Source organism: Variovorax sp. LjRoot175 (assembly GCF_964253805.1).
GTDB lineage: Bacteria > Pseudomonadota > Gammaproteobacteria > Burkholderiales > Burkholderiaceae_C > Variovorax.
In genome coordinates, this window is sequence record NZ_CAXURY020000001.1 from 104212 (window position 1) to 126474 (window position 22263).

Annotated in this window: 22 protein-coding genes; 10 read left to right on the top strand and 12 right to left on the bottom strand. The window is 67.5% G+C overall.

Translation table 11 applies throughout. The features are described from left to right. The 8 genes from ACSQ89_RS00550 to ACSQ89_RS00585 all read right to left on the bottom strand — a co-directional run bounded on the left by ACSQ89_RS00550 (window position 1) and on the right by ACSQ89_RS00585 (window position 8334). The gene (locus ACSQ89_RS00550; RefSeq protein ID WP_093104603.1) at window positions 1-747 is read right to left on the bottom strand and encodes an ABC transporter ATP-binding protein; all 747 of its coding nucleotides are present in this window, start codon (window positions 745-747) and stop codon (window positions 1-3) included. Continuing rightward, complete coding sequence (locus ACSQ89_RS00555) at window positions 744-1697, bottom strand: branched-chain amino acid ABC transporter permease (protein ID WP_436292227.1); 954 nt, start codon at window positions 1695-1697, stop codon at window positions 744-746. Before ACSQ89_RS00555 ends, ACSQ89_RS00550 begins: the two co-directional genes overlap by 4 nt. A 1-nt stretch (window position 1698) precedes the next feature. After that, window positions 1699-2571 (bottom strand): branched-chain amino acid ABC transporter permease, encoded by an 873-nt coding sequence (locus ACSQ89_RS00560; RefSeq protein ID WP_093104600.1) that lies wholly within the window; start codon window positions 2569-2571, stop codon window positions 1699-1701. 20 nt (window positions 2572-2591) lie between these two features. After that, window positions 2592-3758 (bottom strand): ABC transporter substrate-binding protein, encoded by a 1167-nt coding sequence (locus ACSQ89_RS00565; RefSeq protein ID WP_093104598.1) that lies wholly within the window; start codon window positions 3756-3758, stop codon window positions 2592-2594. Window positions 3759-3893: 135 nt separating this feature from the next. Beyond that, the gene (locus ACSQ89_RS00570) at window positions 3894-4712 is read right to left on the bottom strand and encodes an alpha/beta fold hydrolase (protein ID WP_436292228.1); all 819 of its coding nucleotides are present in this window, start codon (window positions 4710-4712) and stop codon (window positions 3894-3896) included. Then, entirely contained in the window at window positions 4709-6259 is a 1551-nt protein-coding gene (locus ACSQ89_RS00575) for a benzoate-CoA ligase family protein (RefSeq protein ID WP_436292229.1), read from the bottom strand. Before ACSQ89_RS00575 ends, ACSQ89_RS00570 begins: the two co-directional genes overlap by 4 nt. 39 nt (window positions 6260-6298) lie before the next feature. Continuing rightward, entirely contained in the window at window positions 6299-7858 is a 1560-nt protein-coding gene (locus tag ACSQ89_RS00580; RefSeq protein WP_436292230.1) for a 3,4-dehydroadipyl-CoA semialdehyde dehydrogenase, read from the bottom strand. Window positions 7859-7866: 8 nt separating this feature from the next. After that, window positions 7867-8334 carry a 4-hydroxylaminobenzoate lyase gene (locus ACSQ89_RS00585; protein ID WP_093104736.1) on the bottom strand — a complete coding sequence of 156 codons (468 nt, stop codon included), beginning with the start codon at window positions 8332-8334 and terminating at the stop codon, window positions 7867-7869. Between the two features lie 159 nt (window positions 8335-8493). Here ACSQ89_RS00585 and ACSQ89_RS00590 point away from each other — a divergent pair, with 159 nt between their 5' ends. From ACSQ89_RS00590 to ACSQ89_RS00610, 5 genes are all read left to right on the top strand, one after another. After that, entirely contained in the window at window positions 8494-9423 is a 930-nt protein-coding gene (locus tag ACSQ89_RS00590) for a helix-turn-helix transcriptional regulator (RefSeq protein ID WP_093104591.1), read from the top strand. A 137-nt stretch (window positions 9424-9560) separates the two neighbouring features. Further along, on the top strand, window positions 9561-11231 hold the full coding sequence (boxC, locus tag ACSQ89_RS00595) for a 2,3-epoxybenzoyl-CoA dihydrolase (protein ID WP_436292231.1): 1671 nt from the start codon (window positions 9561-9563) through the stop codon (window positions 11229-11231). A 103-nt stretch (window positions 11232-11334) separates the two neighbouring features. Next, window positions 11335-12762 carry a benzoyl-CoA 2,3-epoxidase subunit BoxB gene (gene boxB, locus ACSQ89_RS00600; protein ID WP_093104585.1) on the top strand — a complete coding sequence of 476 codons (1428 nt, stop codon included), beginning with the start codon at window positions 11335-11337 and terminating at the stop codon, window positions 12760-12762. A 122-nt stretch (window positions 12763-12884) separates the two neighbouring features. Beyond that, the gene (gene boxA / locus ACSQ89_RS00605; RefSeq protein ID WP_436292232.1) at window positions 12885-14165 is read left to right on the top strand and encodes a benzoyl-CoA 2,3-epoxidase subunit BoxA; all 1281 of its coding nucleotides are present in this window, start codon (window positions 12885-12887) and stop codon (window positions 14163-14165) included. A 9-nt stretch (window positions 14166-14174) separates the two neighbouring features. Further along, window positions 14175-14612, top strand: a complete 438-nt coding sequence (locus ACSQ89_RS00610; RefSeq protein ID WP_436292233.1) for a MaoC family dehydratase — start codon at window positions 14175-14177, stop codon at window positions 14610-14612. Here ACSQ89_RS00610 and ACSQ89_RS00615 read toward each other — a convergent pair. Genes ACSQ89_RS00615 through ACSQ89_RS00625 form a run of 3 tightly spaced genes read right to left on the bottom strand, consistent with a single transcriptional unit; the run spans window position 14596 to window position 16890 of the window. Then, the gene (locus ACSQ89_RS00615) at window positions 14596-15468 is read right to left on the bottom strand and encodes a DMT family transporter (protein ID WP_436292234.1); all 873 of its coding nucleotides are present in this window, start codon (window positions 15466-15468) and stop codon (window positions 14596-14598) included. The two genes, ACSQ89_RS00610 and ACSQ89_RS00615, sit on opposite strands and share 17 nt — an antisense overlap. Continuing rightward, window positions 15461-16291 (bottom strand): DUF2182 domain-containing protein, encoded by an 831-nt coding sequence (locus ACSQ89_RS00620; protein ID WP_436292235.1) that lies wholly within the window; start codon window positions 16289-16291, stop codon window positions 15461-15463. Before ACSQ89_RS00620 ends, ACSQ89_RS00615 begins: the two co-directional genes overlap by 8 nt. After that, complete coding sequence (locus ACSQ89_RS00625) at window positions 16288-16890, bottom strand: DUF1326 domain-containing protein (RefSeq protein WP_093104578.1); 603 nt, start codon at window positions 16888-16890, stop codon at window positions 16288-16290. Before ACSQ89_RS00625 ends, ACSQ89_RS00620 begins: the two co-directional genes overlap by 4 nt. Window positions 16891-17075: 185 nt before the next feature. Here ACSQ89_RS00625 and ACSQ89_RS00630 point away from each other — a divergent pair, with 185 nt between their 5' ends. From ACSQ89_RS00630 to ACSQ89_RS00645, 4 genes are all read left to right on the top strand, one after another. Continuing rightward, complete coding sequence (locus tag ACSQ89_RS00630; protein ID WP_436292236.1) at window positions 17076-17636, top strand: GAF domain-containing protein; 561 nt, start codon at window positions 17076-17078, stop codon at window positions 17634-17636. Between the two features lie 84 nt (window positions 17637-17720). Continuing rightward, window positions 17721-18527 carry an alpha/beta fold hydrolase gene (locus ACSQ89_RS00635; protein WP_436292237.1) on the top strand — a complete coding sequence of 269 codons (807 nt, stop codon included), beginning with the start codon at window positions 17721-17723 and terminating at the stop codon, window positions 18525-18527. A 181-nt stretch (window positions 18528-18708) separates the two neighbouring features. Beyond that, complete coding sequence (locus tag ACSQ89_RS00640) at window positions 18709-19941, top strand: DUF4382 domain-containing protein (protein ID WP_436292238.1); 1233 nt, start codon at window positions 18709-18711, stop codon at window positions 19939-19941. A 276-nt stretch (window positions 19942-20217) separates the two neighbouring features. Next, window positions 20218-20685, top strand: a complete 468-nt coding sequence (locus tag ACSQ89_RS00645) for an ASCH domain-containing protein (RefSeq protein ID WP_436292239.1) — start codon at window positions 20218-20220, stop codon at window positions 20683-20685. 13 nt (window positions 20686-20698) lie between these two features. Here the strand turns inward: ACSQ89_RS00645 and ACSQ89_RS00650 are convergent, their stop codons facing one another. After that, window positions 20699-21238, bottom strand: a complete 540-nt coding sequence (locus ACSQ89_RS00650) for a cysteine hydrolase family protein (RefSeq protein WP_093104566.1) — start codon at window positions 21236-21238, stop codon at window positions 20699-20701. A gap of 213 nt (window positions 21239-21451) precedes the next feature. On the opposite strand from ACSQ89_RS00650, the gene ACSQ89_RS00655 reads away from it, so the two are divergent. After that, window positions 21452-22024, top strand: coding sequence for a hypothetical protein (locus tag ACSQ89_RS00655; RefSeq protein WP_436296056.1), 573 nt, complete (start codon window positions 21452-21454; stop codon window positions 22022-22024). Window positions 22025-22263: the final 239 nt, after the last annotated feature.

A 22263-nucleotide genomic window follows, 5' to 3' on the forward strand; every position in this document is an offset into this window, starting at 1 on the left:
TCAGTGGTCCTCGCCCAGGTAAGCAGTGCGCACTTCGGGGTTCTGACGGATAGAAGCCGGGTCGCCGGTCGCGATGACGGTGCCGTTGACCATCACCGTGATGCGGTCGGCGATGCGGAACACCGCGTCCATGTCGTGCTCCACCAGCAGGATCGCGTGCGAGGCCTTGAGGCTGGCGAGCAGGCCCAGCATGCGCTCGGTCTCCTCGGCGCCCATGCCGGCCAGCGGCTCGTCGAGCAGCAGCACGCGCGGGTTGGTGGCCAGGCACATCGCGACTTCGAGCTGGCGCTTGGCGCCATGGCTCAGCGTGCCGGCGACGCGCTCGGCCACCGCAGTGAGCCCCGCGGCCTCCAGCGCTTCGCGCGCCGCGGCATTGCTCGTCGCGCACTGCGTCGAGGCCTGCCAGATCGCCCACGGCCGCGGCGTCGCGGCCTGCGCGGCGAGGCGGCAGTTCTCGAGCACCGTGAACTCCGGAAAGATCGTGGTGCGCTGGTAGCTGCGGCCGACGCCGGCGAGTGCGCGGCGGAACTGCGCGCGCTTGGTGACGTCGGTGCCGTCGAGCGTGATGCGGCCGTCGGAGGCGTCGATCTCGCCCGAGAGCATGTTGATCAAGGTGGACTTGCCGGCGCCGTTGGTGCCGATCACCGCATGGACTTCGCCGCGCCGCAGGTCCAGGCTCACCGCATTGACGGCGACCAGGCCGCCGAAGCGGCGCGTCAGCGTTTCGACCGAAAGCAGGGTACTCATGCGGCCGCCCCCTTCGGCGAGAGCCGCGATGCGATGCCGATGATGCCCTTGGGCAGCAGTGCGACGAAGGCGATGATGGCCAGACCCAGCGTGAGCTGCCAATGGTCCGCGAGCGGCCCCACCAGCGCATGGGTGGAGAGCAGTTCCTTCAGCAGCGTGAAGGCCACGGCGCCGATCACCGCGCCGCGCAAATGGCCGAGGCCGCCAAGGATGATCATCAGCAGCACCTCGCCTGAGTTGTGCCAGGCCAGGAGCTCGGGATTCACCACGCCGTCGCGCGAGGCGACGAGGAAGCCCGCCAGCCCGGCCAGCGCACCCGCGATCACGAAGGCCGCGAGCTTGTAGCCGTAGACCGGAAAACCGGCCGCGCGCATGCGCTGCTCGTTGACGCGGATGCCGGCCAGCGCCGCGCCGAAGCGCGAGCGGCGGATCAGCGCCAGGAAGCCGTAGGTGAAGACCAGTGCCGCGAGCACGAAGTAGAACTGCACGCTGCGGTTCTCCATGTCGAGCGCGCCAATGGCCGGCCGCACGTACATGTAGATGCCGTCGCTGCCGCCGCCGAGCGCGGTGTCGTGGAACACGAAGAAGGCCATCTGCGCGAAGGCCAGCGTGACCATGATGAAGTAGACGCCGCGCGTGCGCAGGCTGAGCGCGCCCGTCACCAGCGCGTAGCCGGCGGCGCAGCCCATGGCCAGCGGCAGCAGCACGGCGATGGAGCCGCCATCCTTGCCGGAGCCCAGCACCGTGGCATAGGCGCCGATACCGTAGAAAGCCGCATGGCCGAGGCTCACCAGGCCGGTCATGCCGACCAGCAGCTCGAGGCTCAACGCGAAGATCGAGAGGATCATCACCTTGACCACGAGGTCGCTGAGATAGGGGCTCAGCATCGGGCCGAGGACTGCGAGCGCGATGGCGCACAGCAGCGGAAGAAAGTACGAAAAGCGCTTCATGTCAGGTCTTGCGCCCCATCAAGCCTTCAGGACGCCAGATCAGCACGATGGCCATCAGCACATACACCCCCATGCCGCTCAGCTCGGCGAAGAACACCTTGCCGAAGGTGTCGACGAAGCCGACCAGGAGCGAAGCGATCAGCGCACCCGTGATCGAGCCGATGCCGCCGATCACCACCACCACGAAGCAGATGATCAGCACGCTCGCGCCCATGTTCGGATAGACCGAGGACATCGGCGCCGCGATCATGCCGGCCAGCGCGGCCAGCGCCACGCCGGCCGCGAACACGATGCGGTAGAGCCGGCGGATGTCGATGCCCAGGCCGCGCACCATGTCGCGGTTGCTGGCGCCGGCGCGGATCATCATGCCCAGGCGCGTGCGGTTGACCACGTAGTAGAGCCCGACTGCGAGCACCACGCAGGCCGCCGAAGCGAAGAGCCGATACCACGGGTAGCTCATGAGATCGCCGAGCGCGAAGCTGCCGTCCAGCCAGGGCGGCACCCTGACGCCGTGCACGTCGTTGCCGACGAGCAGTGAACGCAGCTCCTCGAACACGAGGATCAGGCCGTAAGTCATCAGCACCTGCTGCAGATGGTCGCGCTGGTAGAGGTAGCTGAAGAAGGCCCACTCCAGCGCATAGCCGAAGAGCGCGCTGAGCACCACGCCCGCCAGCAGCATCACGATGAACTGGTCACCGAAGAGCGGCGAGAGCGCGAACGCCATGTAGGCGCCGATCATGTAGAAGCTGCCGTGGGCCAGGTTGATCACGCCCATGATGCCGAAGATCAGCGTCAGTCCGGAGGCCACCAAAAACAACAGAAGCCCGTACTGCACCGAATTCAGGCATTGGACTAGAAAGGTACCGAGGTCCACGACAGGTCGTCACTTTCCGCTCAGAGTTTGCAGCCGCGGGCCGGGTCGGCGAGGCCCTTGATGGCCACGTTGACCATCTTGTTTTCCTTGCCCTCCACCTTGCGCAGGTAGATGTCCTGCACCGGGTTGTGCGACTTGCCGATCGTGAAAGCGCCGCGCGGGCTGTCGATCTTGGCCTTCTCGATGGCGCCTGCGAACTCGGCCTTCTTGCTGATGTCGCCCTTGGTCGCCGCCAGGCCGATCGCGAGCATCTGCGCCGCGTCGTAGCCCTGCACCGCGTACACGTCGGGCTGCAGCTTGAACATCTTGGCGTAGGCGGTGCGGAAGCTGATGTCGCGCGGCGTGTTGAGGCCGTCGGCATAGTGCAGCGTGGTCAGCATGCCCTGGGCCGATTCGCCCTGCGCGTCCAGCGTGCCGTCGGTCAGGAAGCCGGGGCCGTAGAGTGGGATGTTCTTGTTGAGGCCGGCCGCCGCGTAGTCCTTAACGAACTTGACCGCGCCGCCGCCCGCGAAGAAGGAATACACCGCATCGGGCTTGGCCGCCGCGATCTCGGTCAGGAGCGCCTGGAACTCCACGTTCGGGAAGGGCACGGTGAGCTGCTTCACAACCTTGCCGCCGCCCTTCTCGAAGCCTTCCTTGAAGCCGTTGACCGACTCGTCGCCGGCCGCGTACTTCCAGGTGAGCGTCATCGCGGTCTTCTTGCCCTGCTTGGCCGCGACCTCGCCCATCGCGTAGGCCGGCTGCCAGTTCGAGAACGAGCTGCGGAAGATGTTCTGCGCGCACATCGGGCCGGTCACCGCGTCGGCCCCGGCATTGGGCACGATCAGCACGGTGCCGCTTTCCTTGGCGGCCTTGGCCATCGCCATCGCGACGCCGGAGTGCACGGTGCCGACGATCACGTCGACGTTGTCGCGCTTGATCAGCTTGTTGACGTTGTCGGTGGCCTTGGCCGGGTCCGATTCGTCGTCGACCTTGATGTATTCGATCTCGCGGCCGCCGAGCTTGCCGCCCTGTTCCTCGACGCGCAGCTTGAAGCCGTTCTCGATGGCCACGCCGAGCGCCGCATAGGTGCCGCTGAAGGGCAGCATCAGGCCGACCTTGAGCTTGCCCTGCTGGGCGTGGCCGACGGTCGCGATGCAGGCCAGCGCAAGAGCGGTTAGCGTGGTGCGTGCGATGCGAGTGGTCATGGGTATCTCCTGGCGTTGATGATGAGTGAAAAGGACGGGAACGGCCTGGCGACAGATCGGCAGGGGCGGGTCGGGACGGGCTTCTCCATGGTGAACCGTGGGACGCAGATACTTTAAGGGTAAATCATTCATCTCTCAAACACGAGTTTTCCCTGCCCGCCGATCCGCTGCTTCGACAAACGAAACGGCCGCCACTATGACCTGTTCCGGCTGGTCCCGATGCGGGGAATGCCCGCAGTCGCGCAGCTCGAGCAGCCGGGTTCCGGGCACCCGCTCGGTGATGCCGCGAACCTGGCGGAGTGTGCCGTACTCGTCGTCGATCCCCTGGATAGCAAGAACCGGGCAACGGATGGCGTCGAGCCCGGCCTCAATGTTCCATTGCTTGAAGGGCGGGTGCAGCCAGATGCGGTTCCAGCCCCAGAAGGTGGCTTCGGCGTCATCGTGGTAGCGGGCCAGCTTCTTCGGAAGGTCGGTCGCGAGCCAGGCCTGGCGCGCCTGGTCGATGCTCGCCACCGTCAGGTCTTCCACGAAGATGTGCGGCGCGAGCAGCACCAGCCCGGCCACGCGCTCCGGAAAACGCGACGCGTAGAGCAGCGAGATCGAGCCGCCGTCGCTGTGGCCGAAGAGCCAGGGCTTCTCCTTGAGGCCAATGGCCTCGAAGAAGGCCGGCAGCACCTCGTGCGCCTGGCGGTGCATGTAGTCGACGTCCCAGAACTCGTCGGGCTCGCGCGGCGTCGAGCGGCCGTAGCCGGGGCGCGAGAACACCAGGCCGCGAAAGCCGCCGCGCTCGCAGAGCTTCTCGGGGAAGTCCTTCCACATCGCGACCGAGCCAAGACCTTCATGCAGGAACACAACCAGCGGCGCATCCGTCCGTTCGGGTGCGATGCGCACATATTCGATGCGCACGTCTTTTCCCCGCCAGTGGATGGCGGTGAATTCGGATTCCGTGCTCACGCTTCGCGCTCCCGCTCGCGCAAACGGAAGCGCTGGATTTTTCCTGTGGCCGTCTTCGGCAGCTCGTCGACGAACTCGATGAAGCGCGGGTACTTGTAGGGGGCGAGGCGCTCCTTGACGAAGGCCTTGAGTTCCTCGTCCGTCACCGACTGGCCGGACTTGAGCACGACGTAGGCCTTGGTCTTGGTCAGCCCGTCGGCGTCTTCCTTGCCGATCACCGCGGCCTCGAGCACCGCCGGGTGCTGCATCAGCGTGGCCTCGACCTCGAAGGGCGAGACGTAGATGCCGCTCACCTTGAGCATGTCGTCGCTGCGGCCGGCGTAGGTGTAGTAGCCGTCGGCGTCGCGCGAGTACTTGTCGCCACTCTTGGTCCAGCCCTCGCGAAAGGTGTCGGCGCTCTTCTCGGGGTTGCCCCAGTACATCACCGCCGTGCTCGGCCCCTTGATATAGAGGTCGCCGACTTCGCCCACGGGCACGGGCTTGCCGTCCTCGCCGCGCAGCTCGATCGCATAGCCCTCGACTGGCCGGCCGGTGGTGCCGTAGCGGATGTCGCCGGGCCGGTTGGAGATGAAGATGTGCAGCATCTCGGTGGAACCGATGCCGTCGATGATCTCGCAGCCGAAGTGCTGCTTGAAGCGCTGCGCGAGTTCACCCGGCAAGGCTTCGCCGGCCGAGGAGCACATGCGCAGCGACACCGCCTCGCGCGGTGGCAGCGCGGGCGAGGCGAGCATGCCGGCGAAGCCGGTCGGGGCGCCGAAGAACACCGTGGGTTTGTGCGTGCCGGTCCAGCGCTTGAAGACCGCGTCGGGCGTCGGCCGCTCGGCCATCAGCAGCACCGTCGCGCCGACCGAAAGCGGGAAGGTCAGCGCATTGCCCAGGCCGTAGGCGAAGTAGAGCTTGGCGGCCGAGAAGCAGACGTCGTTCTCGGTCAGCCCCAGCACCGGCTTGCCGTAGAGCTCGGCCGTCCACCACGGGTTGCCGTGCGTGTGCACCGTGCCCTTGGGCTTGCCGGTGGAGCCGGAGGAGTAGAGCCAGAAGGCGTGATCCTGCGGCGTGGTGGCGGCGGGTTCGGCCAGCGGCTGGTGCGCGGCGATCACCGCCTCGAAATCCTGCGCGCCGTCGGGCAGGGCGCCGGTGGGTTGCGAGACGATCAAGGTCTTGAGCTCGTTCGACCCTTTGACCCGCGCGTCCTGCAGCACCGGCAGCAGCGCGCCCGACACCAGCGCCGCCTTGGCGCCGCTGTGTTCGAGCATGTAGGCGTAGTCGTCGGTCGTCAGCAGCGTGTTGACTGCCACCGGCACGATGCCGGCATAGAGGCAGCCGAGAAAGCTCACCGGCCAGTCGCTGCTGTCGAGCATCAGCAGCAGCACGCGCTCTTCGCGCTTCACGCCTGATGCGCGCAGCGCCGCGGCGAGCCGCCGCGCGCGGTCTTCGAGCTGGCCGTAGGTGAGGGTGCCGCGGTCGTCGACATAGGCGATCTTCTGCGCGCGGCCGCGGTTGAGGGCGAACAGGTGTTCGGCGAAATTGAAGGATGCTGGCAGGCTCATCGTGTCTCCTCGGGTCGCATTTTTCTCTTCGGACGGTCTTCAGCCGGCCGAGAGGCCGAGATGCGCGAGCACCGCCGGACTGGCCTGCACCGCGCTCTTGCGGTGATAGAAGTCCAGTGCCCGCAGGCCGCCCAGTTCGGCGCCGCCGCCCGCGCGGCCGGGGCCGCCGTGCAGCGACTGGGGCATCACGTTGCCATGGCCCGTGTGGGCCTGCGCCACGTCCGGCGTGATCACGTGCACGCGGCCGTGGCTCGCGGCGAGCTGCAACGCTGCTTGGCCGAGCGCCGCCTCGTCGGCACCGTAGAGCGAAGTCACGAGCGAGCCCTGGCCGCGGTGTGCGAGCGCGATCGCATGCTCGACGTCGCGATAGGGCAGCAGGGTGGCGACCGGTCCGAACACCTCGACGTCGTGCACGCGCTGTGCAGCATCGGCATCGCGCGCGCCCAGCAACACCGGGCCGATGCAGGCGGCGACGGCGGGGTCGGCATCGACCAGCGGGGCCTTGCTGCCGTCATGCAGCACGCTCGCCTGCGCCTTGAGTTCTTCCAGCCCTTCGCGCACCGCATTCAATTGCGCACGGCTCACCAGCGAGCCCATGCGCACGCTCTCGTTGCGCGGATTGCCAACCGTGATGCCGGCCAACTTGGCGCCGATCGCTTCGGCCGCCGCGTCGTAGACGGCAGCCGGCACGAGGATGCGGCGGATCGCGGTGCACTTCTGGCCCGACTTGACCGTCATCTCGCGCACCACCTCGCGCACCAGCAAATTGAAGGCGTCGCTGCCCGGCGCCGCATCGGGCAAGAGCAGGGCGGAATTCAGGCTGTCGGCCTCGATGTTGACGCGCACCGAGCGCTGGGCCACCGCGGGGTGCGAGCGGATCACGGCGCCGGTATCGGCCGAGCCGGTGAAGGACACCACGTCGAAGCCCTGCAGCTGGTCCATCAGACCGTTCGAGCTGCCGCAGATCACCGACAGCGCGCCGGCCGGCAGCACGCCTGCCTCGGCCACGTCGCGCACCATGCGCTGCGTGAGCCAGGCGGTGGAGGTGGCGGGCTTCACGATCACCGGCACGCCCGAGAGCAGGGCGGGCGCGGCCTTCTCCCACAGGCCCCAGGACGGGAAGTTGAAGGCATTGATGAAGAGCGCCACGCCGCGCGTCGGCACTTGCAGGTGCAGCGACTGGAATACCGGCTCCTTGCCGAGCTTGGCCGCATCGCCGTCGCGCAGCGCGCGCACATCGCCCAGCGCATCGCCCCACTTGGCGTACTGGCCGAGCGTGAAGATCGCACCGTCGATGTCGACGGCCGAGTCGTTCTTCACCGTGCCCGAGTTGGCGGTGGCGATCTCGTAATAGGCGTCGCGGTTCGCCTGCAGCACCTTCACGACCGCGCCCAGCAGCGCGGCGCGCTCCTTATAAGTGAGGGCGCGCAGGGCAGCGCCGCCGGTCTCGCGCGCGAAGCCGAAGGCCGCGGCCAGGTCCAGCCCGGTCGCATCGACCCGGGCCAGCTCGGTGCCGAGCACCGGATCGACAAGCGCCGTGCCGGCGCCGCTGCCGGCCTGCCAGCGGCCGGCGACGTAGTTGGAAAGAAGTTCGGTCATGGAGCGTCTCAAGTCTTGGTGAACTGGATCTGGCCTTCGGGCAGCAGGTAGAGGACCAGCGCGCGCCCTTGGGCGACGGTGGGGTGATGAGCCGTTCCCGGCGGATAGACGCACCAGCCCGCCGGCCGCCCGTCGAAGGTGGCATCGCCCTCCAGCGGCATGATCAAATCGATCTCGCCGTACGGATGCGTGTGGTGCGGGCCGGCGATGTCCTTCATGTCGACCACGTCGACCGAGAAGCGGTGCAGCGCGTCCTCGGCCTTGAAGACCCGGCCGTACTTGATGCCGCCGCCCTCGCGATCGCACAGCCAGCCTTCCGCCACGCCGTCGATGCAGGCCTGCTTGAGGCGCTCGAAGGCGGGGCTGCCGGCGCCGTGGACGGTGTTGAGCCAGCGGTCGAGTTCGTCATCGAGCGCTCTGCCGGCGAGCTGCGCTGTCACGTCGGCAACGATCTGGTGGAAGGCTTCCTTGGACATCGTGGTGGTGCTCATGCGTGGGTGGAACTTGCGGCAATTGGCCGCGTGCAGTATCTTGCCTGTGCACGAACCATAAGCATCGACACAAAAGGTGTCAAGCAATATAGTGCATATATGGTGTTTACCCGGATAGGGGTGAACGGGAGACGAAGGAGCGACATGAACGAGCGAGCCGACGCGGTGCTGACCGCACCCGCGGACCCGGCCCTGCCGGCCGAAGAAGCGAAGAACCCCCTGCTGGTGGCGCTGGGCGAGCGCGTGCGCAACCTGCGCGCGCGCCGCGGGCTCACGCGCAAGGCCGTGGCGCAGGCGGCGGAGGTCTCGGAGCGCCACCTGGCCAATCTCGAATACGGCATCGGCAATGCGTCGATCCTGGTCCTGCAGCAGGTGGCGACCGCGCTGCAATGCTCGCTGGCCGAGCTGGTGGGCGACGTCACGACCAGTTCGCCCGAATGGCTCCTGATCCGCGAGCTGCTGGAGCGCCGCGACGAGGCCGACCTGCGGCGCGCCCGCATCGCGCTCGGCGAGCTGCTCGGCACCGCCGCCGGCGACCCGGCGCGCAACCGCCGCATCGCGCTGGTGGGCCTGCGCGGCGCGGGCAAGTCGACGCTGGGCCAGATGCTGGCGGACGATCTCGAGGTGCCCTTCATCGAGCTGAGCCGCGAGATCGAAAAGCTGGCCGGCTGCAGCGTGCGCGAGATCCACGACCTGTACGGCACCAACGCCTACCGCCGCTACGAGCGCCGCGCGCTCGAGGAGACGGTGCAGATCTACAGCGAGGTGGTGATCGCCACCCCGGGCGGCATCGTGTCCGACCCCGCCACCTTCAACCAGCTGCTGGCCCACTGCACCACCGTCTGGCTGCAGGCCGCGCCCGAGGAGCACATGGGCCGCGTCGCCGCCCAGGGCGACACCCGCCCAATGGCCGCCAGCAAGGAAGCCATGGACGACCTGCGCCGCATCCTCGCCGGCCGCGCCGCCTTCTATTCCAAGGCCGACCTCAGCGTCGACACCAGCGGACAGGGCCTGGCGCAGAGCTTCCGGGCGCTCAGGACGACGGTGCGCGAGGCGATGAGCCGGGCCGCCTGAAGGGCGCCAAAAAGAAGAACGTAAAAAATCCCTCGCAGGGTTGACGCGCCCTGGAACATGCAGCATGATGCATGCACTGTCGCCAGACAAATGCATTATTGTTCCTAGACCCCCCACGGCACCCAGGAGACCTCGACATGACCGACACCGCCGCCCATCCCGCCCGCGTCGACTACCGCACCGACCCCACGCAATACCGCCACTGGAAGCTCAGCGTGGAGGGCCCGGTGGCCCGCCTGTCGCTGGACATCGCCGAAGACGGCGGCATCCGTCCCGGCTACAAGCTCAAGCTCAACAGCTACGACCTGGGCGTGGACATCGAGCTCAACGACGCGCTGAACCGCGTGCGCTTCGAGCATCCGCAGGTGCGCTCGGTGATCGTCACCAGCGGCAAGGACCGCATCTTCTGCTCGGGCGCCAACATCTTCATGCTCGGCGTCTCCAGCCACGCCTGGAAGGTGAACTTCTGCAAGTTCACCAACGAGACGCGCAACGGCATCGAGGATTCGTCGAAGCACTCGGGCCTCAAGTTCATCGCGGCCGTGAACGGCGCCTGCGCCGGCGGCGGCTACGAGCTGGCCCTGGCCTGCGACGAGATCCTGTTGGTGGACGACCGCTCCTCCTCCGTCTCGCTGCCGGAGGTGCCGCTGCTCGGCGTGCTGCCCGGCACCGGCGGCCTGACCCGCGTCACCGACAAGCGCCACGTGCGCCATGACCTGGCCGACATCTTCTGCACCAGCGTCGAAGGCGTGCGCGGCCAGCGCGCGGTCGAGTGGCGCTTGGTCGATGCGATCGCCAAGCCGGCGCAGTTCGGCGCCGCGGTGCAGGAGCGCGCCGCCAAGCTGGGCGAGGGCAGCGACCGCCCCGCCGATGGCAAGGGCGTGAGCCTCACGCGCCTCGAGCGCGAGGACGGCGCCGACAGCCTGCGCTACGAACACGTCACGGTCGAGATCGACCGCGCACGCCGCACCGCCACCTTCACCGTCAAGGCGCCGAAGGGCGCGCAGCCGGCCGACATCGCCGCGATCGAAGCCGCCGGCGCCGCCTGGTGGCCGCTCGCGATGGCGCGCCAGCTCGACGACGCGATCCTCAACCTGCGCACCAACGAGCTCGACATCGGCACCTGGCTGCTCAAGACCGAGGGCGATGCGCAAGCCGTGCTCGCGAGCGACAAGACCATGCTCGCCCACAAGGACCACTGGCTGGTGCGCGAAACCATCGGCGCGCTGCGCCGCACGCTGGCGCGGCTCGACGTCTCCTCGCGCAGCCTGTTCGCGCTCGTCGAGTCCGGCTCCTGCTTCGCCGGCACGCTGGCCGAGATCGCCTTCGCGGCCGACCGCGCCTACATGCTCGCGCTGCCCGACGATGCCGAGCGCGCACCGAAGATCGCGCTGGACGAGTTCAACTTCGGCTTCTTCCCGATGGTCAACGACCAGAGCCGCCTGCAGCGCCGCTTCTACGAAGAGGCCGCGCCGATGGAAGCCGCGCGCGGCGCGGTCGGCCGCGCGCTGGACGCCGACGAGGCGCTCAAGCTCGGCCTGGTCACCGCCGCGCCCGACGACATCGACTGGGAGGACGAGATCCGCATCGCCATCGAGGAGCGCGCCGCCATGTCGCCCGACGCGCTCACCGGCCTCGAAGCCAACCTGCGCTTCGCCAGCCAGGAGAACATGGCCACGCGCATCTTCGGCCGGCTGACCGCCTGGCAGAACTGGATCTTCAACCGCCCGAACGCCGTCGGCGAGAAGGGTGCCCTCAAGGTTTACGGCACCGGCGAAAAAGCCGGCTTCGATCTCAACCGCGTCTGAGTCCACCCCGACCGTTCGGGCTGAGCTTGTCGAAGCCCCCCGCGAGCCTTCGACAAGCTCAGGCCGAACGGATTTTCGGATTTCCATCCAAGCAGGAGCCCCCATGAGCACGATCAACTACAGCGAGAAGATCCCCAACAACGTCAACCTCGGCGAAGACCGCACGCTGCAGCGCGCGCTCGAAGGCTGGCAGCCGAACTTCATCAACTGGTGGGACGACGTCGGCCCCGACGGCTCGACCAACTACGAGGTCTACCTGCGCACCGCCGTCAGCGTCGACCCGCAGGGCTGGGCCCAGTTCGGCCACGTGAAGATGCGCGACTACCGCTGGGGCATCTTCCTGAACCCGGGCGACGCCAACCGCGAGATCCATTTCGGCGACCACAAGGGCGAGAAGGCCTGGCAGGACGTGCCCGGCGAGCACCGCGCCAACCTGCGCCGCATCATCGTCACGCAGGGCGACACCGAGCCGGCCTCGGTCGAGCAGCAGCGCCACCTGGGCCTCACCGCGCCCAGCATGTACGACCTGCGCAACCTGTTCCAGATCAACGTGGAAGAGGGCCGCCACCTGTGGGCCATGGTCTACCTGCTGCACAAGCACTTCGGCCGCGACGGCCGCGAAGAGGCCGAGGCGCTGCTGCAGCGCACCTCGGGCGACGAGAACAACCCGCGCATCCTCGGCGCCTTCAACGAGAAGACGCCCGACTGGCTGGCCTTCTTCATGTTCACCTACTTCACCGACCGCGACGGCAAGTTCCAGCTGTCGGCCCTGGCCGAGAGCGCCTTCGATCCGCTGGCACGCACCACCAAGTTCATGCTGACCGAGGAAGCGCACCACATGTTCGTGGGCGAGAGCGGCGTCTCGCGCGTGCTGCAGCGCACCGCGCAGGTGATGAACGAGCTGAAGACCGACGACCCGCAGAAGGTGCGCGCGGCCGGCGCCATCGACCTCGGCACGATCCAGCGCTACCTCAACTTCCACTACAGCGTGACCATCGACCTGTTCGGCGCCGACCAGTCGAGCAACGCCGCCACCTTCTACAGCTCGGGCCTGAAGGGCCGCTACGAGGAAGGCAAGCGAGGCGACGACCACGTGCTCAAGGGCCAGACCTACAAGGTGCTCGAGGTGCAGAACGGCCAGCTCGTCGAGAAGGACGTGCCGATGCTGAATGCGCTCAACGAAGTGCTGCGCGACGACTTCATCAAGGACTCGGTGGCCGGCGTGAGCCGCTGGAACAAGGTGCTGGAGAAGGCCGGCATCCCGACCCGCCTGGTGGTGCCGCACAAGGCCTTCAACCGCCAGATCGGCGCCCTGGCCGGCATCAAGATGTCGCCCGAAGGCCGCGTGGTGAACGAGGCCGAATGGGCCGCCAAGAAGGACGAGTGGCTGCCCACGGGCGAGGACTTCGCATTCGTGGCATCGTTGATGGGCCGCGTGGTCGACCCGGGCAAGTTCGCCGGCTGGATCGCGCCGCCGGTGATGGGCATCAACCGGCAGCCGGTGGATTTCGAGTACGTGAGATTCGGCTGATCGGTGTGACTCCTTCCCCCTCTGGGGGAAGGCAGGGATAGGGGCAAGTAGCGTACCCACGACAAGCGCCGCGTGCCCCCACCCAACCCTCCCCCAGAGGGGGAGGGCTTTAGGAGAGACTAATGGAAACGGCCACCATCGACATCGGCGTCATCAGGCAGCACCTGATCGACCCTGAAATCTGCATCCGCTGCAACACCTGCGAAGCCACCTGCCCGGTCAACGCGATCACGCACGACGACCGCAACTACGTGGTGCGCGCCGATGTCTGCAACGGCTGCATGGCCTGCATCTCGCCGTGCCCGACCGGTTCGATCGACAACTGGCGCATCATGCCCGTGGCGCGCGCCTATTCGATCGAGGAGCAGCTCACCTGGGACGAACTGCCGGCCGAACTCACGCCCGAGCAGCTCGAAGCCGAAGGCGTCGCATCGCCTGCCGAAACGCTGGCGCCTGCGCCGGCCGCACCGCCGCAGCCGCCGGCCGAGCCGGGCGAAGTGCCCTTCAACTCCGCACAGTACGGCGCCATCACGCCGCCCTGGTCGGCTGCGCACGCCTACACCAACCTGTTCCCGCCGAAGAGCCCGACCACCGCCACCGTGGTGGGCAACTTCAACTGCACCGAGGCCGGCTACGAGAACCAGACGCACCACATCGTGCTGGACTTCGGCAGCATGCCCTTCCCGGTGCTGGAGGGCCAGTCGATCGCCATCATCCCGCCGGGCACCGATGCCAACGGCAAGCCGCACTTCGCGCGCCAGTACTCCGTCGCCAGTCCGCGCAACGGCGAGCGGCCCGGCTACAACAACGTGTCGCTCACGGTGAAGCGCGTGCTGCAGGACCACCAGGGCAAGCCGGTGCGTGGCGTCGCCAGCAACTACGTGTGCGACCTCAAGGTCGGCGACAAGGTGCAGGTGGTCGGCCCCTTCGGCGCCTCCTTCCTGATGCCGAACCATCCGAAGTCGCACATCGTGATGATCTGCACCGGCACCGGCAGCGCGCCGATGCGCGCGATGACCGAATGGCGCCGGCGCCTGCGCAAGAGCGGCAAGTTCGAGGGCGGCAAGTTGATGCTCTTCTTCGGCGCACGCACGCAGCAGGAGCTGCCGTACTTCGGCCCGCTGCAGACCCTGCCCAAGGACTTCATCGACATCAACTTCGCGTTCTCGCGCACGCCCGGCCAACCCAAGCGCTATGTGCAGGACGCGATGCGCGAACGCGCCGCCGACCTGGCCGCGCTGCTCAAGGACAGCCAGAGCCACTTCTACGTGTGCGGCCTGAAGAGCATGGAAGAGGGCGTGGTGCTCGCGCTGCGCGACGTAGCGGTGGAAGCCGGACTCGACTGGGACACGGTCGGTGCCAGCCTGAAGCGCGAAGGCCGCCTGCACCTCGAAACCTACTAAGCTCGGCCGATGAAGTTCGCCGAGTTCCACGCCGGCCAGGTCATCGAGGCCGGCCCCTATCTCGTGACCGAGGCGGAGCTGCTGCAGTTCGCGAAGGCCTACGACCCGCAGTGGTTCCACACCGATCCGGAGGCGGCGGCCGAAGGTCCCTTCGGCGGATTGATCGCAAGCGGCTGGCATACCGGCGCGATCGCGATGCGGCTGGTCACCGACGCAGCGCTGGCGGATTCTGAATCCTTCGCATCGCCGGGCCTCGGCCACGTGAAATGGCCGAACCCCGTGCGGCCCGGCGATTCGCTGCGACTCGTGGCCGACGTGATCGAGGTGCGCCGTTCGGAGAAGCGCCCCACGCTGGGCATCCTGCGCTGGCGCTGGCGCCTGTTCAACCAGCGCGAGCTGCTCGTGCTCGACCTCGAGGCGACCAGTCTGTTCAAGCTCGGCGCTTAGCCTTGGCCATCAGCACCAGCGCGATGCCTCCGAGGATCGCGACCGAGGCGAAGGCCAGCCGCGGCGTGATCGCTTCCGACAGGAACAACACGCCGCCGAAGGCGGCGATCAGCGGCACCGACAGCTGCACCGTCGCCGCGCGCATGGCCGAGAGCCCCGGCAGCGCCGCATACCAGATGACATAGCCGATGCCGGAGGTGACCGCGCCGGAGGCCACGGCCAGCGCGATCCCGGCCGCGTTCGCGTGGGCTCGGGACGCCAGCGCCAAGCTCAGCAGCAGCGCGAGCGGCGCCGCGCGCAAGAAGTTGCGCGCGGTGGCAGCCAGCGGGTCGGCCACGCCACGGCCGCGCAGCGAGTACACGCCCCATGCGATGCCGGCGATGGCCATCAGTGCGGCCCCGAGCGGCGGCGGCGCCGTCACGCCCGGCGAGACCAGGTAGACCAGGCCCGCGACCGCCAGCACGAAGCCGGACCAGGCGACCGGCCCGAACATCTCGCCCGAACGCAGCCCGACGCCCAGCATCGTCAGCTGCACCGCGCCGAACAGGATCAGCGCCCCCGTGCCCGCCGACAGGCTGAGGTAGGCGAAGGAGAAGAAGGCGACGTAGGCGAACAGCATGGCCGCAGCCAGCCAGTCGGCGCGGCCCGCGGCCGGCGGCTTCGCGCGCAGCCGCACGATGAGCGTGAGCGCGAGCGCGCCCGACACCAGCCGGATGCTGCCGAAGCTGGCCGCGTCGATGGCCTCTTGCTGCAGCGCCAGCCGGCACAGCAGCGAGTTGGCCGCGAAGGCCAGCATGGCGGCCACGGTGAGCGCGAGGGTCTGCAGGCCGGGCGGGCCGTCGCGCGCTTCAGGCATGAACGGCCACCAGGACCATGGCCCATGCCAGCAGCGCGACGCCGAGCGGCGTGCTGAGGCGATGGCCCCAGCGAAAGTTCTTCTCGATCGCCATCACGGCGGCCAGCAGCAGCATCCAGCCCAGGCTGCCGGTGCCGAGCGCGAACATCAACAGCATCAGCGCCCAGCAGCAACCGACGCAGAACAGGCCGTGGTGCATGCCCAGCGCGAAGGCTTGGCGCGCCTGCGCCTGCCCGCGCCAGTGCTCGATGACGAAGCTCAAGGGCGTGCGGCACTTCTCCAGGCAGCGGTGCTTGAGCTTGCTGAACTGGAAGGCCCCGGCCAGCGCGATGGTCGCGGCGCCGATCAGCCAGCCATGCCAGGCCAGCGTGGGCGCGCTGGAAAGCAGCGCCAGCAGGGTGCCGTGCAGCGCATGCGCCAGCAGGCCGAAGGCGCCCCACACCGCCATGTAGCCCAGGGCGAGCAGCGCCAGCAGGCGCCCATGGTCCGGGCGCTCGGCCGTCAATCGGTCGAAGGCGTTGAAGAGCGGCAGCGTGGTCGGCAGCATCATGGCCGCCGTCATGAGGATCCACGCGAGGCCGTAGAGCAGCGCGGGCACGAGCACGTCGCCCGCCGGAACGACGCGGCACAGGAACGCCGCCGGTCCCGATGCCGTCCAGTCGCCGTGCTCGAGATAGCGTCCGTAGGGGCTGCGCGCCCAGGCCCACAGCGCCAGCCACGCGAGCGCAATCAGCGCGGCCAGCAGCGGCAGGAACACGCGGCGGTGACGGGAGGCGCCGGCGGGCAGCCGACCCGCTCGCCCGGCGCCTGCGGCGGCGCTCATGCGTCGAAGACGAAGGTGCTTTGCAGGGCGTTGTGGTTCTTGATGTCGAGATCGATGCCGAGGGCCGGGTTCTTGGAACGATAAGTCGGCGCCTTGCCGACGAACACCGGCGCGCCCGGTACCGTCGAGAACACGGTGTCGGAGAGGGTGGTCAGGCCGCCCATCGCGCCGCGATAGGGCTCGAGTTCGGCGTAGTAGTTCTTGCCGATCGCGAGTTCGCCCTTGCCCTCGTCCACGGTAAAGCGGATCGGCGCCCGCTCCACCGACACCACCGTGCCGATCAGCTTGGCGAGGTCGGCAATCGGCCCGCCGGCCTGGCCGGTGTAGACCTTGAGCAGCGCTTCCTCTTGCGCCTTGGAGGCGTTGTCGTCGACGAAGATCGCGGCGGTCCAGTTGCCTTCCAGGATGTTGCCGGGCACATGGGCCACGGCTGCGATGGTGTTGCCGCCCACGTCAAGGCCGTCCACCGTTCCCTTGTCGATGCGCCACGCGACGATGGTGTCGCAGGTGCCGTTGTCAGGATCCTCGCCGATCCAGCAGGGGCACAGCACATTGCAGTTGCAAACCTCGAGCAGGCGACCTTCCAGGTGATAGCTCATACGCACCTCCATTGAAGCCACTGGGACATGGACTTGTCGCCGCAACGTTGGCGGCAAGGGGGGAATCGATGCTACGCCGCGTGCCGGGCCAAGTCCATATCGGAGTTTCTGTGCCTTTCAAGGCTATTCTTCACGCGCGAAATCGCCGGGGTCCGCTTAGGATCGATTCATGAAAGTGGATATACATGAGAACGATCTTCGACAGTGAATCGGAGAACCCGGAGGGCTGGGAGATGCGCATCGCCGCCATCACAGCGGACGCAGTCGCGAATGCGGACGCCGGCCTCATCGAGCGTTGCATCGGCAGTCTTCTGCGCGTCGTGCGCGAACAGCTCAATCTCGAGGTGCTGTTCGTCGGCGAGTTCGTGAACGCCAATCGCGTGTTCCGCCACATCGATTCGAAGACCGCGCCGGCCATCGTTCAGCCGGGGCAGTTCCACCCGCTGGACGAAACCATCTGCCAGCGGATCATCGACGGCCGGATGGATTGCCTGGTGCCCGACATCACGCGCGTGCGGATCGCGAATGGTTTGCCCGACTACTACGACGGCATGGGCGCCCACATCGGCGTGCCGGTGCGGTTCACCGACGGCACCCTCTACGGCGTGCTGTGCGGTTTCAGCTTCGAGCCGGGCGCCGATCTCGAAGAGCGCGACGTGAAGCGCCTGGAAATGGCGGCCGACGCGATTGCCCAGCTCCTGGCGCAGGCCGAAGGGCACGAGGTGAGGCTGTCCCACACGCGTTGACGGCAGCGACATGCGGACGATCGGGCAAGCCTGCCCGACGCGCGGGCAGGACGCCGCCGCGCATCGGCACGACAGTCGGTGCCCATGCCACAACAGCAATCGCCTTATTTCCGCGAAGCCGGCGCCGGCGCCGGCCCCGGCGTCGTCTGCATCCACGCCAATGCGAGCGCTTCCGCGCAGTGGCGTGCGCTGATGGAGCGCCTGTCACCGAGCTACCGCGTCTTCGCTCCCGACTCCTTCGGCGCCGGCAGGAGTCCTGCCTGGCCGGCTGACCGTGTCGTCGCGCTGGGCGACGAGGTCGCGTTCCTGGAGCCTGTGTTCGCGGCGGCCGGCGAACCTTTCTTCCTGGTCGGGCACTCCTACGGCGCCGCGGTGGCCCTGATGGCGGCGCTCGCCCGCCCCGAGCGGATTCGCGCCATCGCGTTGTACGAGCCGACCCTGTTCGCGCTGCTCGAAGAAGAAGCGCCAGGCCAGGAGGCGGCGAACGGCATCCGCTTTGCCGTGGCCGATGCCGCCGCGGCCATCGATGCCGGCGACCAGGCTGCCGCCGCCCAGCGCTTCATCGACTACTGGATGGGCCCGGGAAGCTGGAGCGGCATGCCCGAGGCGCGCCAGGCGCCCGTCGCCGCATCCATGGTCAACGTCGCGGGCTGGGCCCGGGCGCTCTTCTCCGAGCCCACGCCCCTGCGGGCCTTTCGCGCGCTCGATCTCCCGGTGCTGTACATGATGGGCGGGCAGTCTCCCGCTTCGTCGCGCGGGGTGGCCAGGCTTTTGACCGGCACGCTGGCCAAGGTCACCGTCATCGAGTTCGCCGGGCTCGGGCACATGGGGCCGGTCACGCATCCGGAGCTGGTCAACGACGTCGTGGCGGGCTTTCTCGCATGCCATTGAGGATTCGGCCGAAGGCCAGCCTGTCGGTTGCAGGGACGAGCCGGGAGCCTGACCAACGACCACATCGCCTGGTGATAACACCATCGTTGTCTTGCAGCGTGCACCCCTGCCTTGTAGGATTCAGGCGTCGAATGTGACTTTTTCACATTTGCTTCTGAACCTCGAAACAACAGAGCCGGACATGCTGAAAATCAAGAACCCCTTGGCGTACTCACTTCGCATGCTGACCCTGAGCAGTGCCCTCGTGCTCTCGGCCTGCGGAGGTGGGGGCGGCGGAGGCGGCGGGTTCTCGGCCGGGACCGGGACGACGGCTGCCAATTCTTCAGGCACGCTGCGCGTATCGATGACAGATGCGCCCGCCTGCGGCTTCGACAATGTCTTCGTCACCGTCGAGAAAGTGCGGGTCCACGGCGATGCCGGCGTCGACGCAGGCGGATCCGGATGGGTTGACATCGTGGTCGATCCGGCACGACGCATCGATCTTTTGTCGTTGACCAACGGCGTGCTCACGACGCTTGGCCAGACGCCGCTCGCAGCCGGCACGTACCAGCAGATTCGCCTGGTGCTCGCGGCCAACGGGGCCGGCAAGGTCGCCAACTCGGTGGTGCCTACCGGCGGTGTCGAGCAGCCGCTCGACACCCCCAGCGCGGTGCAGTCCGGCATCAAGATCATCCGTCCCTTCACCGTGGCGGCCGACACGCTGACCGACCTGATCCTGGACTTCGATGCCTGCAAGTCGATTGTGACGCGCGGCAACGGCACCTACGGCCTCAAGCCGGTAGTGACGGCGCTTCCGAGCGCGGTCAGCGGCTCGGTGACCGGCGTGTTGGCCAGTGCGCCGGGTGCCAGGGTCTATGCCGAACGCAACGGTACGGTGGTCAAGGCTTCGGTGGCGGACGCGAACGGCAACTTCACGTTGTCGCCGATCGAGCAGAGCAGCAGCGTGGGCACCGTGGACGTGGTGATCGTGCCCACCTCGACCAACGCTCGCGGCACCGGCATCATTCGGGACGTTCCGGTCACCGCCGGCGGCAGCACGGCCCTTGCCACCGCGGGCGCCCCCATCACACTGCCGAGCTCGGCATTTCGCAAGGTTTCCGGGGCTGTCAGCCCGGCCAGCGCGCAAGCAACGATCCGGGCCCTGCAGCTGAGCGGCGCGCGCACATTCGAGATCGCCGCCACGGCGAGCAACCTCGATACGGGAGCCTACGGCCTTTTCGATGCGCAGCCGGCGCTGCCGGCGGCCGCGCCCATGGTGGGCACCTATCAGACGACGCTTCCCATTCCGCTGACGGCAGACACCGCCGCCGCGGGCAAATACAGCATCCAGGCAACCAGTGACGCGGGCGCTGTCAGCACGCGGCAGGTCGACATCACTGCGAGCGACCTTGTCGATCAGAATTTCCAGTTCTGATCGATCGGACTACCTTCGCACGCGCAGCCGCAACTTCAGCCCCACCAGCGGCGTTCGAAGCGCCGCGTGACCCTCACCAGCGTGGGATGGAAGGCCTTGATATGGGCCGGGTCCCGGCCGCGCAGCGCCATGGGGCGCTGCCGCTTCCGATGATCGCCATGTCGGCCCCTTCGTACGCCAGTGCGCTCCAAGCGGGGCATCTTGCATCAAGATGCGGACCGCCCAGCGCAAACTGATTGCGCTGGCCATGAAGCGAAGTCAACCCGCAGGAAACGCATGAACATCCCACCAAGCATCGCCGCGTTCTGGCAGGACTTCTGCACGGAGATGGGAGAAGATCGCTCCGCCCGGTTCTTCGAGGCCTTCCACTTCCACGACAACGAAGCCGGCGCCAACGAACTGGCGCAGCTCGTGCTCGCGGGCGTCAAGCGTGCCACTGCCGGTCTTGTCTGGACGTACGAGAGCGCAGGCGTCTCGCCACCCAAGCCAGGCGCCCTCAGCGTCGTCACTTACTGGGACGGCAAGCCCGCGTGCGTCATCGAGACTCTGGAGATCGAGGTGGTGCCCTTCGAGCAGGTCACAGCCGAGTTCGCCGCCAGCGAGGGCGAAGGCGACGGGTCATTGGCGTACTGGCGCCACGTCCATTGGGCCTACTTCGGCCGCGAGTGCGCTCGCATCGGGCGAGCGCCAAGCCAAGTCATGCCCGTAGTCTGTGAGCGCTTCAGCGTCATCTACATGTCTTGATAGACCGCAACCTTCACGCGCCGATTCGAAAGTCTGCAGTCGAGACCAGGCGAACGCGAGGGCCAAAACTGCTGATGTTGCTGAGGGTTGTGTTGTGGTGCTGGACCACCTGAGGCGCCGACAGGTACTGATTCCCCTCCGTCGTGTGCGCGTCCTCGACCAGGACCACCGGGTAGCCCAGCGCCAGAGCCCTTCGTGTTGTCGTGTCCACGCAGAACTCCGTGTGCATTCCGCAAACGACAAGGTCCGTGACGCCATTGTCCTTGAGCACTTCCTCGAGCTCCGTGCGATGGAACGAGTCCGGGGAAGTCTTTCGGATGCGCAGGTCCGTCGCCTTCACTTCGAGGCCACGGGCCAGCTGCCACGAATCCGTTCCGAACTCGAGGTAGCCGGCATTCGATTCATGCTGGATGAAGACCACCAATGCACCAGCGGCCCGAGCCCTGTCCGCCACCTGATTGATTCGACGGATGACTTGCTGCGACTCGAAGGCATCATGCTCGCCTTCGCAAAGGCCCTGCTGGACATCGATAACAAGGAGCGCGGTATTCATGCTTGGGTGTGTCAGGCCGGAAGCCGGCTCAATTCGAGTTGATCGCCAACACCTTGCGGCCATTTGGTCGACGCCGGCGATTGTAGGCACCGGCGCGCGGCCATGAACACGCGATCGACCGGCTAAACAATTGCAGCGCTCTGCCGATATGCATGGGAGGCTGCAGGTGCACTCCTGCCGTCAGGCACCTCACCCTTCCTTCAAGAGACCTTCATGACCCAACCGTCATTTGCGGGGCGCGCAGTCACACGGCTTTTCGTCGTCCTGAACACCATCGTGCTGTTGACTGCCTTCGGCTCGCGTCAGCCGGCAGCGCCGCAGGCAGAGCCGGCCGCCGCCAGCGCGCGCAATACGGTGGTGATGCCTGCCATCGCATATGGCACGACCGCCAAGGGCCTTCAGCTATCGAAGAAAGACGATCCGTGCGATGTGCCGGCCTCGTTGCAGCAGGCCGTGCAAGACCAGTTGATCGCGCCCTACGAATACCTGCTTCCGGCCCGCTCTCCTGGCACCGACGGGGCGCCTGTGCTGAAGATCGAGATCACCGACATTCTTGCGAACGCCGGCGGCCTCTATGGCGGACCCAAGATCGTGCAATTGCGCGGCACCTTGGAACGCAGCGGAGAGCCGTCCGCCGGCTTCACGGCGCAGCGACAGATGTTCATTTACTTCGGCGTGCCGCGCAGCACCTGCAGCATGGTGGGCGTGGTGACCTATGCGTTGGGCGGCGACATCGCGAACTGGCTGCAGAAGCCGACCAACGGTGCGACGCTCGGGGAGTTCTGACGTGGCTGGGCGCTGGACTATGGCCGGCAGCTCAATCGATCGGGCGGATTCACGCGGCCGCCAGGGACATCGTCGAACGGGCTGGCGGGGGCGGCGCGAAATGCGAGCAGTGCTGACTGATCGCTCCAGCCGCAGCGGGCCTGCGGCCTTCGCGCGCGGCTGAGCTCAAACGTTGAGCGGTCCTTTGCGGTGTCGAAGTTGGTCTCTCGAACTTCCGCAATGGGCCCCACTGCGGTCCT

Excerpts from the sequence above, each read along its gene's own strand:
- ACSQ89_RS00550 (WP_093104603.1), bottom strand. The coding sequence starts at position 747 with ATGAGTACCCTGCTTTCGGTCGAAACGCTGACGCGCCGCTTCGGCGGC.
- ACSQ89_RS00555 (WP_436292227.1), bottom strand. The coding sequence starts at position 1,697 with ATGAAGCGCTTTTCGTACTTTCTTCCGCTGCTGTGCGCCATCGCGCTC.
- ACSQ89_RS00565 (WP_093104598.1), bottom strand. The coding sequence starts at position 3,758 with ATGACCACTCGCATCGCACGCACCACGCTAACCGCTCTTGCGCTGGCC.
- ACSQ89_RS00575 (WP_436292229.1), bottom strand. The coding sequence starts at position 6,259 with ATGAGCCTGCCAGCATCCTTCAATTTCGCCGAACACCTGTTCGCCCTC.
- ACSQ89_RS00580 (WP_436292230.1), bottom strand. The coding sequence starts at position 7,858 with ATGACCGAACTTCTTTCCAACTACGTCGCCGGCCGCTGGCAGGCCGGC.
- ACSQ89_RS00585 (WP_093104736.1), bottom strand. The coding sequence starts at position 8,334 with ATGTCCAAGGAAGCCTTCCACCAGATCGTTGCCGACGTGACAGCGCAG.
- ACSQ89_RS00590 (WP_093104591.1), top strand. The coding sequence starts at position 8,494 with ATGAACGAGCGAGCCGACGCGGTGCTGACCGCACCCGCGGACCCGGCC.
- boxC (WP_436292231.1), top strand. The coding sequence starts at position 9,561 with ATGACCGACACCGCCGCCCATCCCGCCCGCGTCGACTACCGCACCGAC.
- boxB (WP_093104585.1), top strand. The coding sequence starts at position 11,335 with ATGAGCACGATCAACTACAGCGAGAAGATCCCCAACAACGTCAACCTC.
- boxA (WP_436292232.1), top strand. The coding sequence starts at position 12,885 with ATGGAAACGGCCACCATCGACATCGGCGTCATCAGGCAGCACCTGATC.
- ACSQ89_RS00610 (WP_436292233.1), top strand. The coding sequence starts at position 14,175 with ATGAAGTTCGCCGAGTTCCACGCCGGCCAGGTCATCGAGGCCGGCCCC.
- ACSQ89_RS00615 (WP_436292234.1), bottom strand. The coding sequence starts at position 15,468 with ATGCCTGAAGCGCGCGACGGCCCGCCCGGCCTGCAGACCCTCGCGCTC.
- ACSQ89_RS00620 (WP_436292235.1), bottom strand. The coding sequence starts at position 16,291 with ATGAGCGCCGCCGCAGGCGCCGGGCGAGCGGGTCGGCTGCCCGCCGGC.
- ACSQ89_RS00625 (WP_093104578.1), bottom strand. The coding sequence starts at position 16,890 with ATGAGCTATCACCTGGAAGGTCGCCTGCTCGAGGTTTGCAACTGCAAT.
- ACSQ89_RS00630 (WP_436292236.1), top strand. The coding sequence starts at position 17,076 with ATGAGAACGATCTTCGACAGTGAATCGGAGAACCCGGAGGGCTGGGAG.
- ACSQ89_RS00635 (WP_436292237.1), top strand. The coding sequence starts at position 17,721 with ATGCCACAACAGCAATCGCCTTATTTCCGCGAAGCCGGCGCCGGCGCC.
- ACSQ89_RS00640 (WP_436292238.1), top strand. The coding sequence starts at position 18,709 with ATGCTGAAAATCAAGAACCCCTTGGCGTACTCACTTCGCATGCTGACC.
- ACSQ89_RS00645 (WP_436292239.1), top strand. The coding sequence starts at position 20,218 with ATGAACATCCCACCAAGCATCGCCGCGTTCTGGCAGGACTTCTGCACG.
- ACSQ89_RS00650 (WP_093104566.1), bottom strand. The coding sequence starts at position 21,238 with ATGAATACCGCGCTCCTTGTTATCGATGTCCAGCAGGGCCTTTGCGAA.
- ACSQ89_RS00655 (WP_436296056.1), top strand. The coding sequence starts at position 21,452 with ATGACCCAACCGTCATTTGCGGGGCGCGCAGTCACACGGCTTTTCGTC.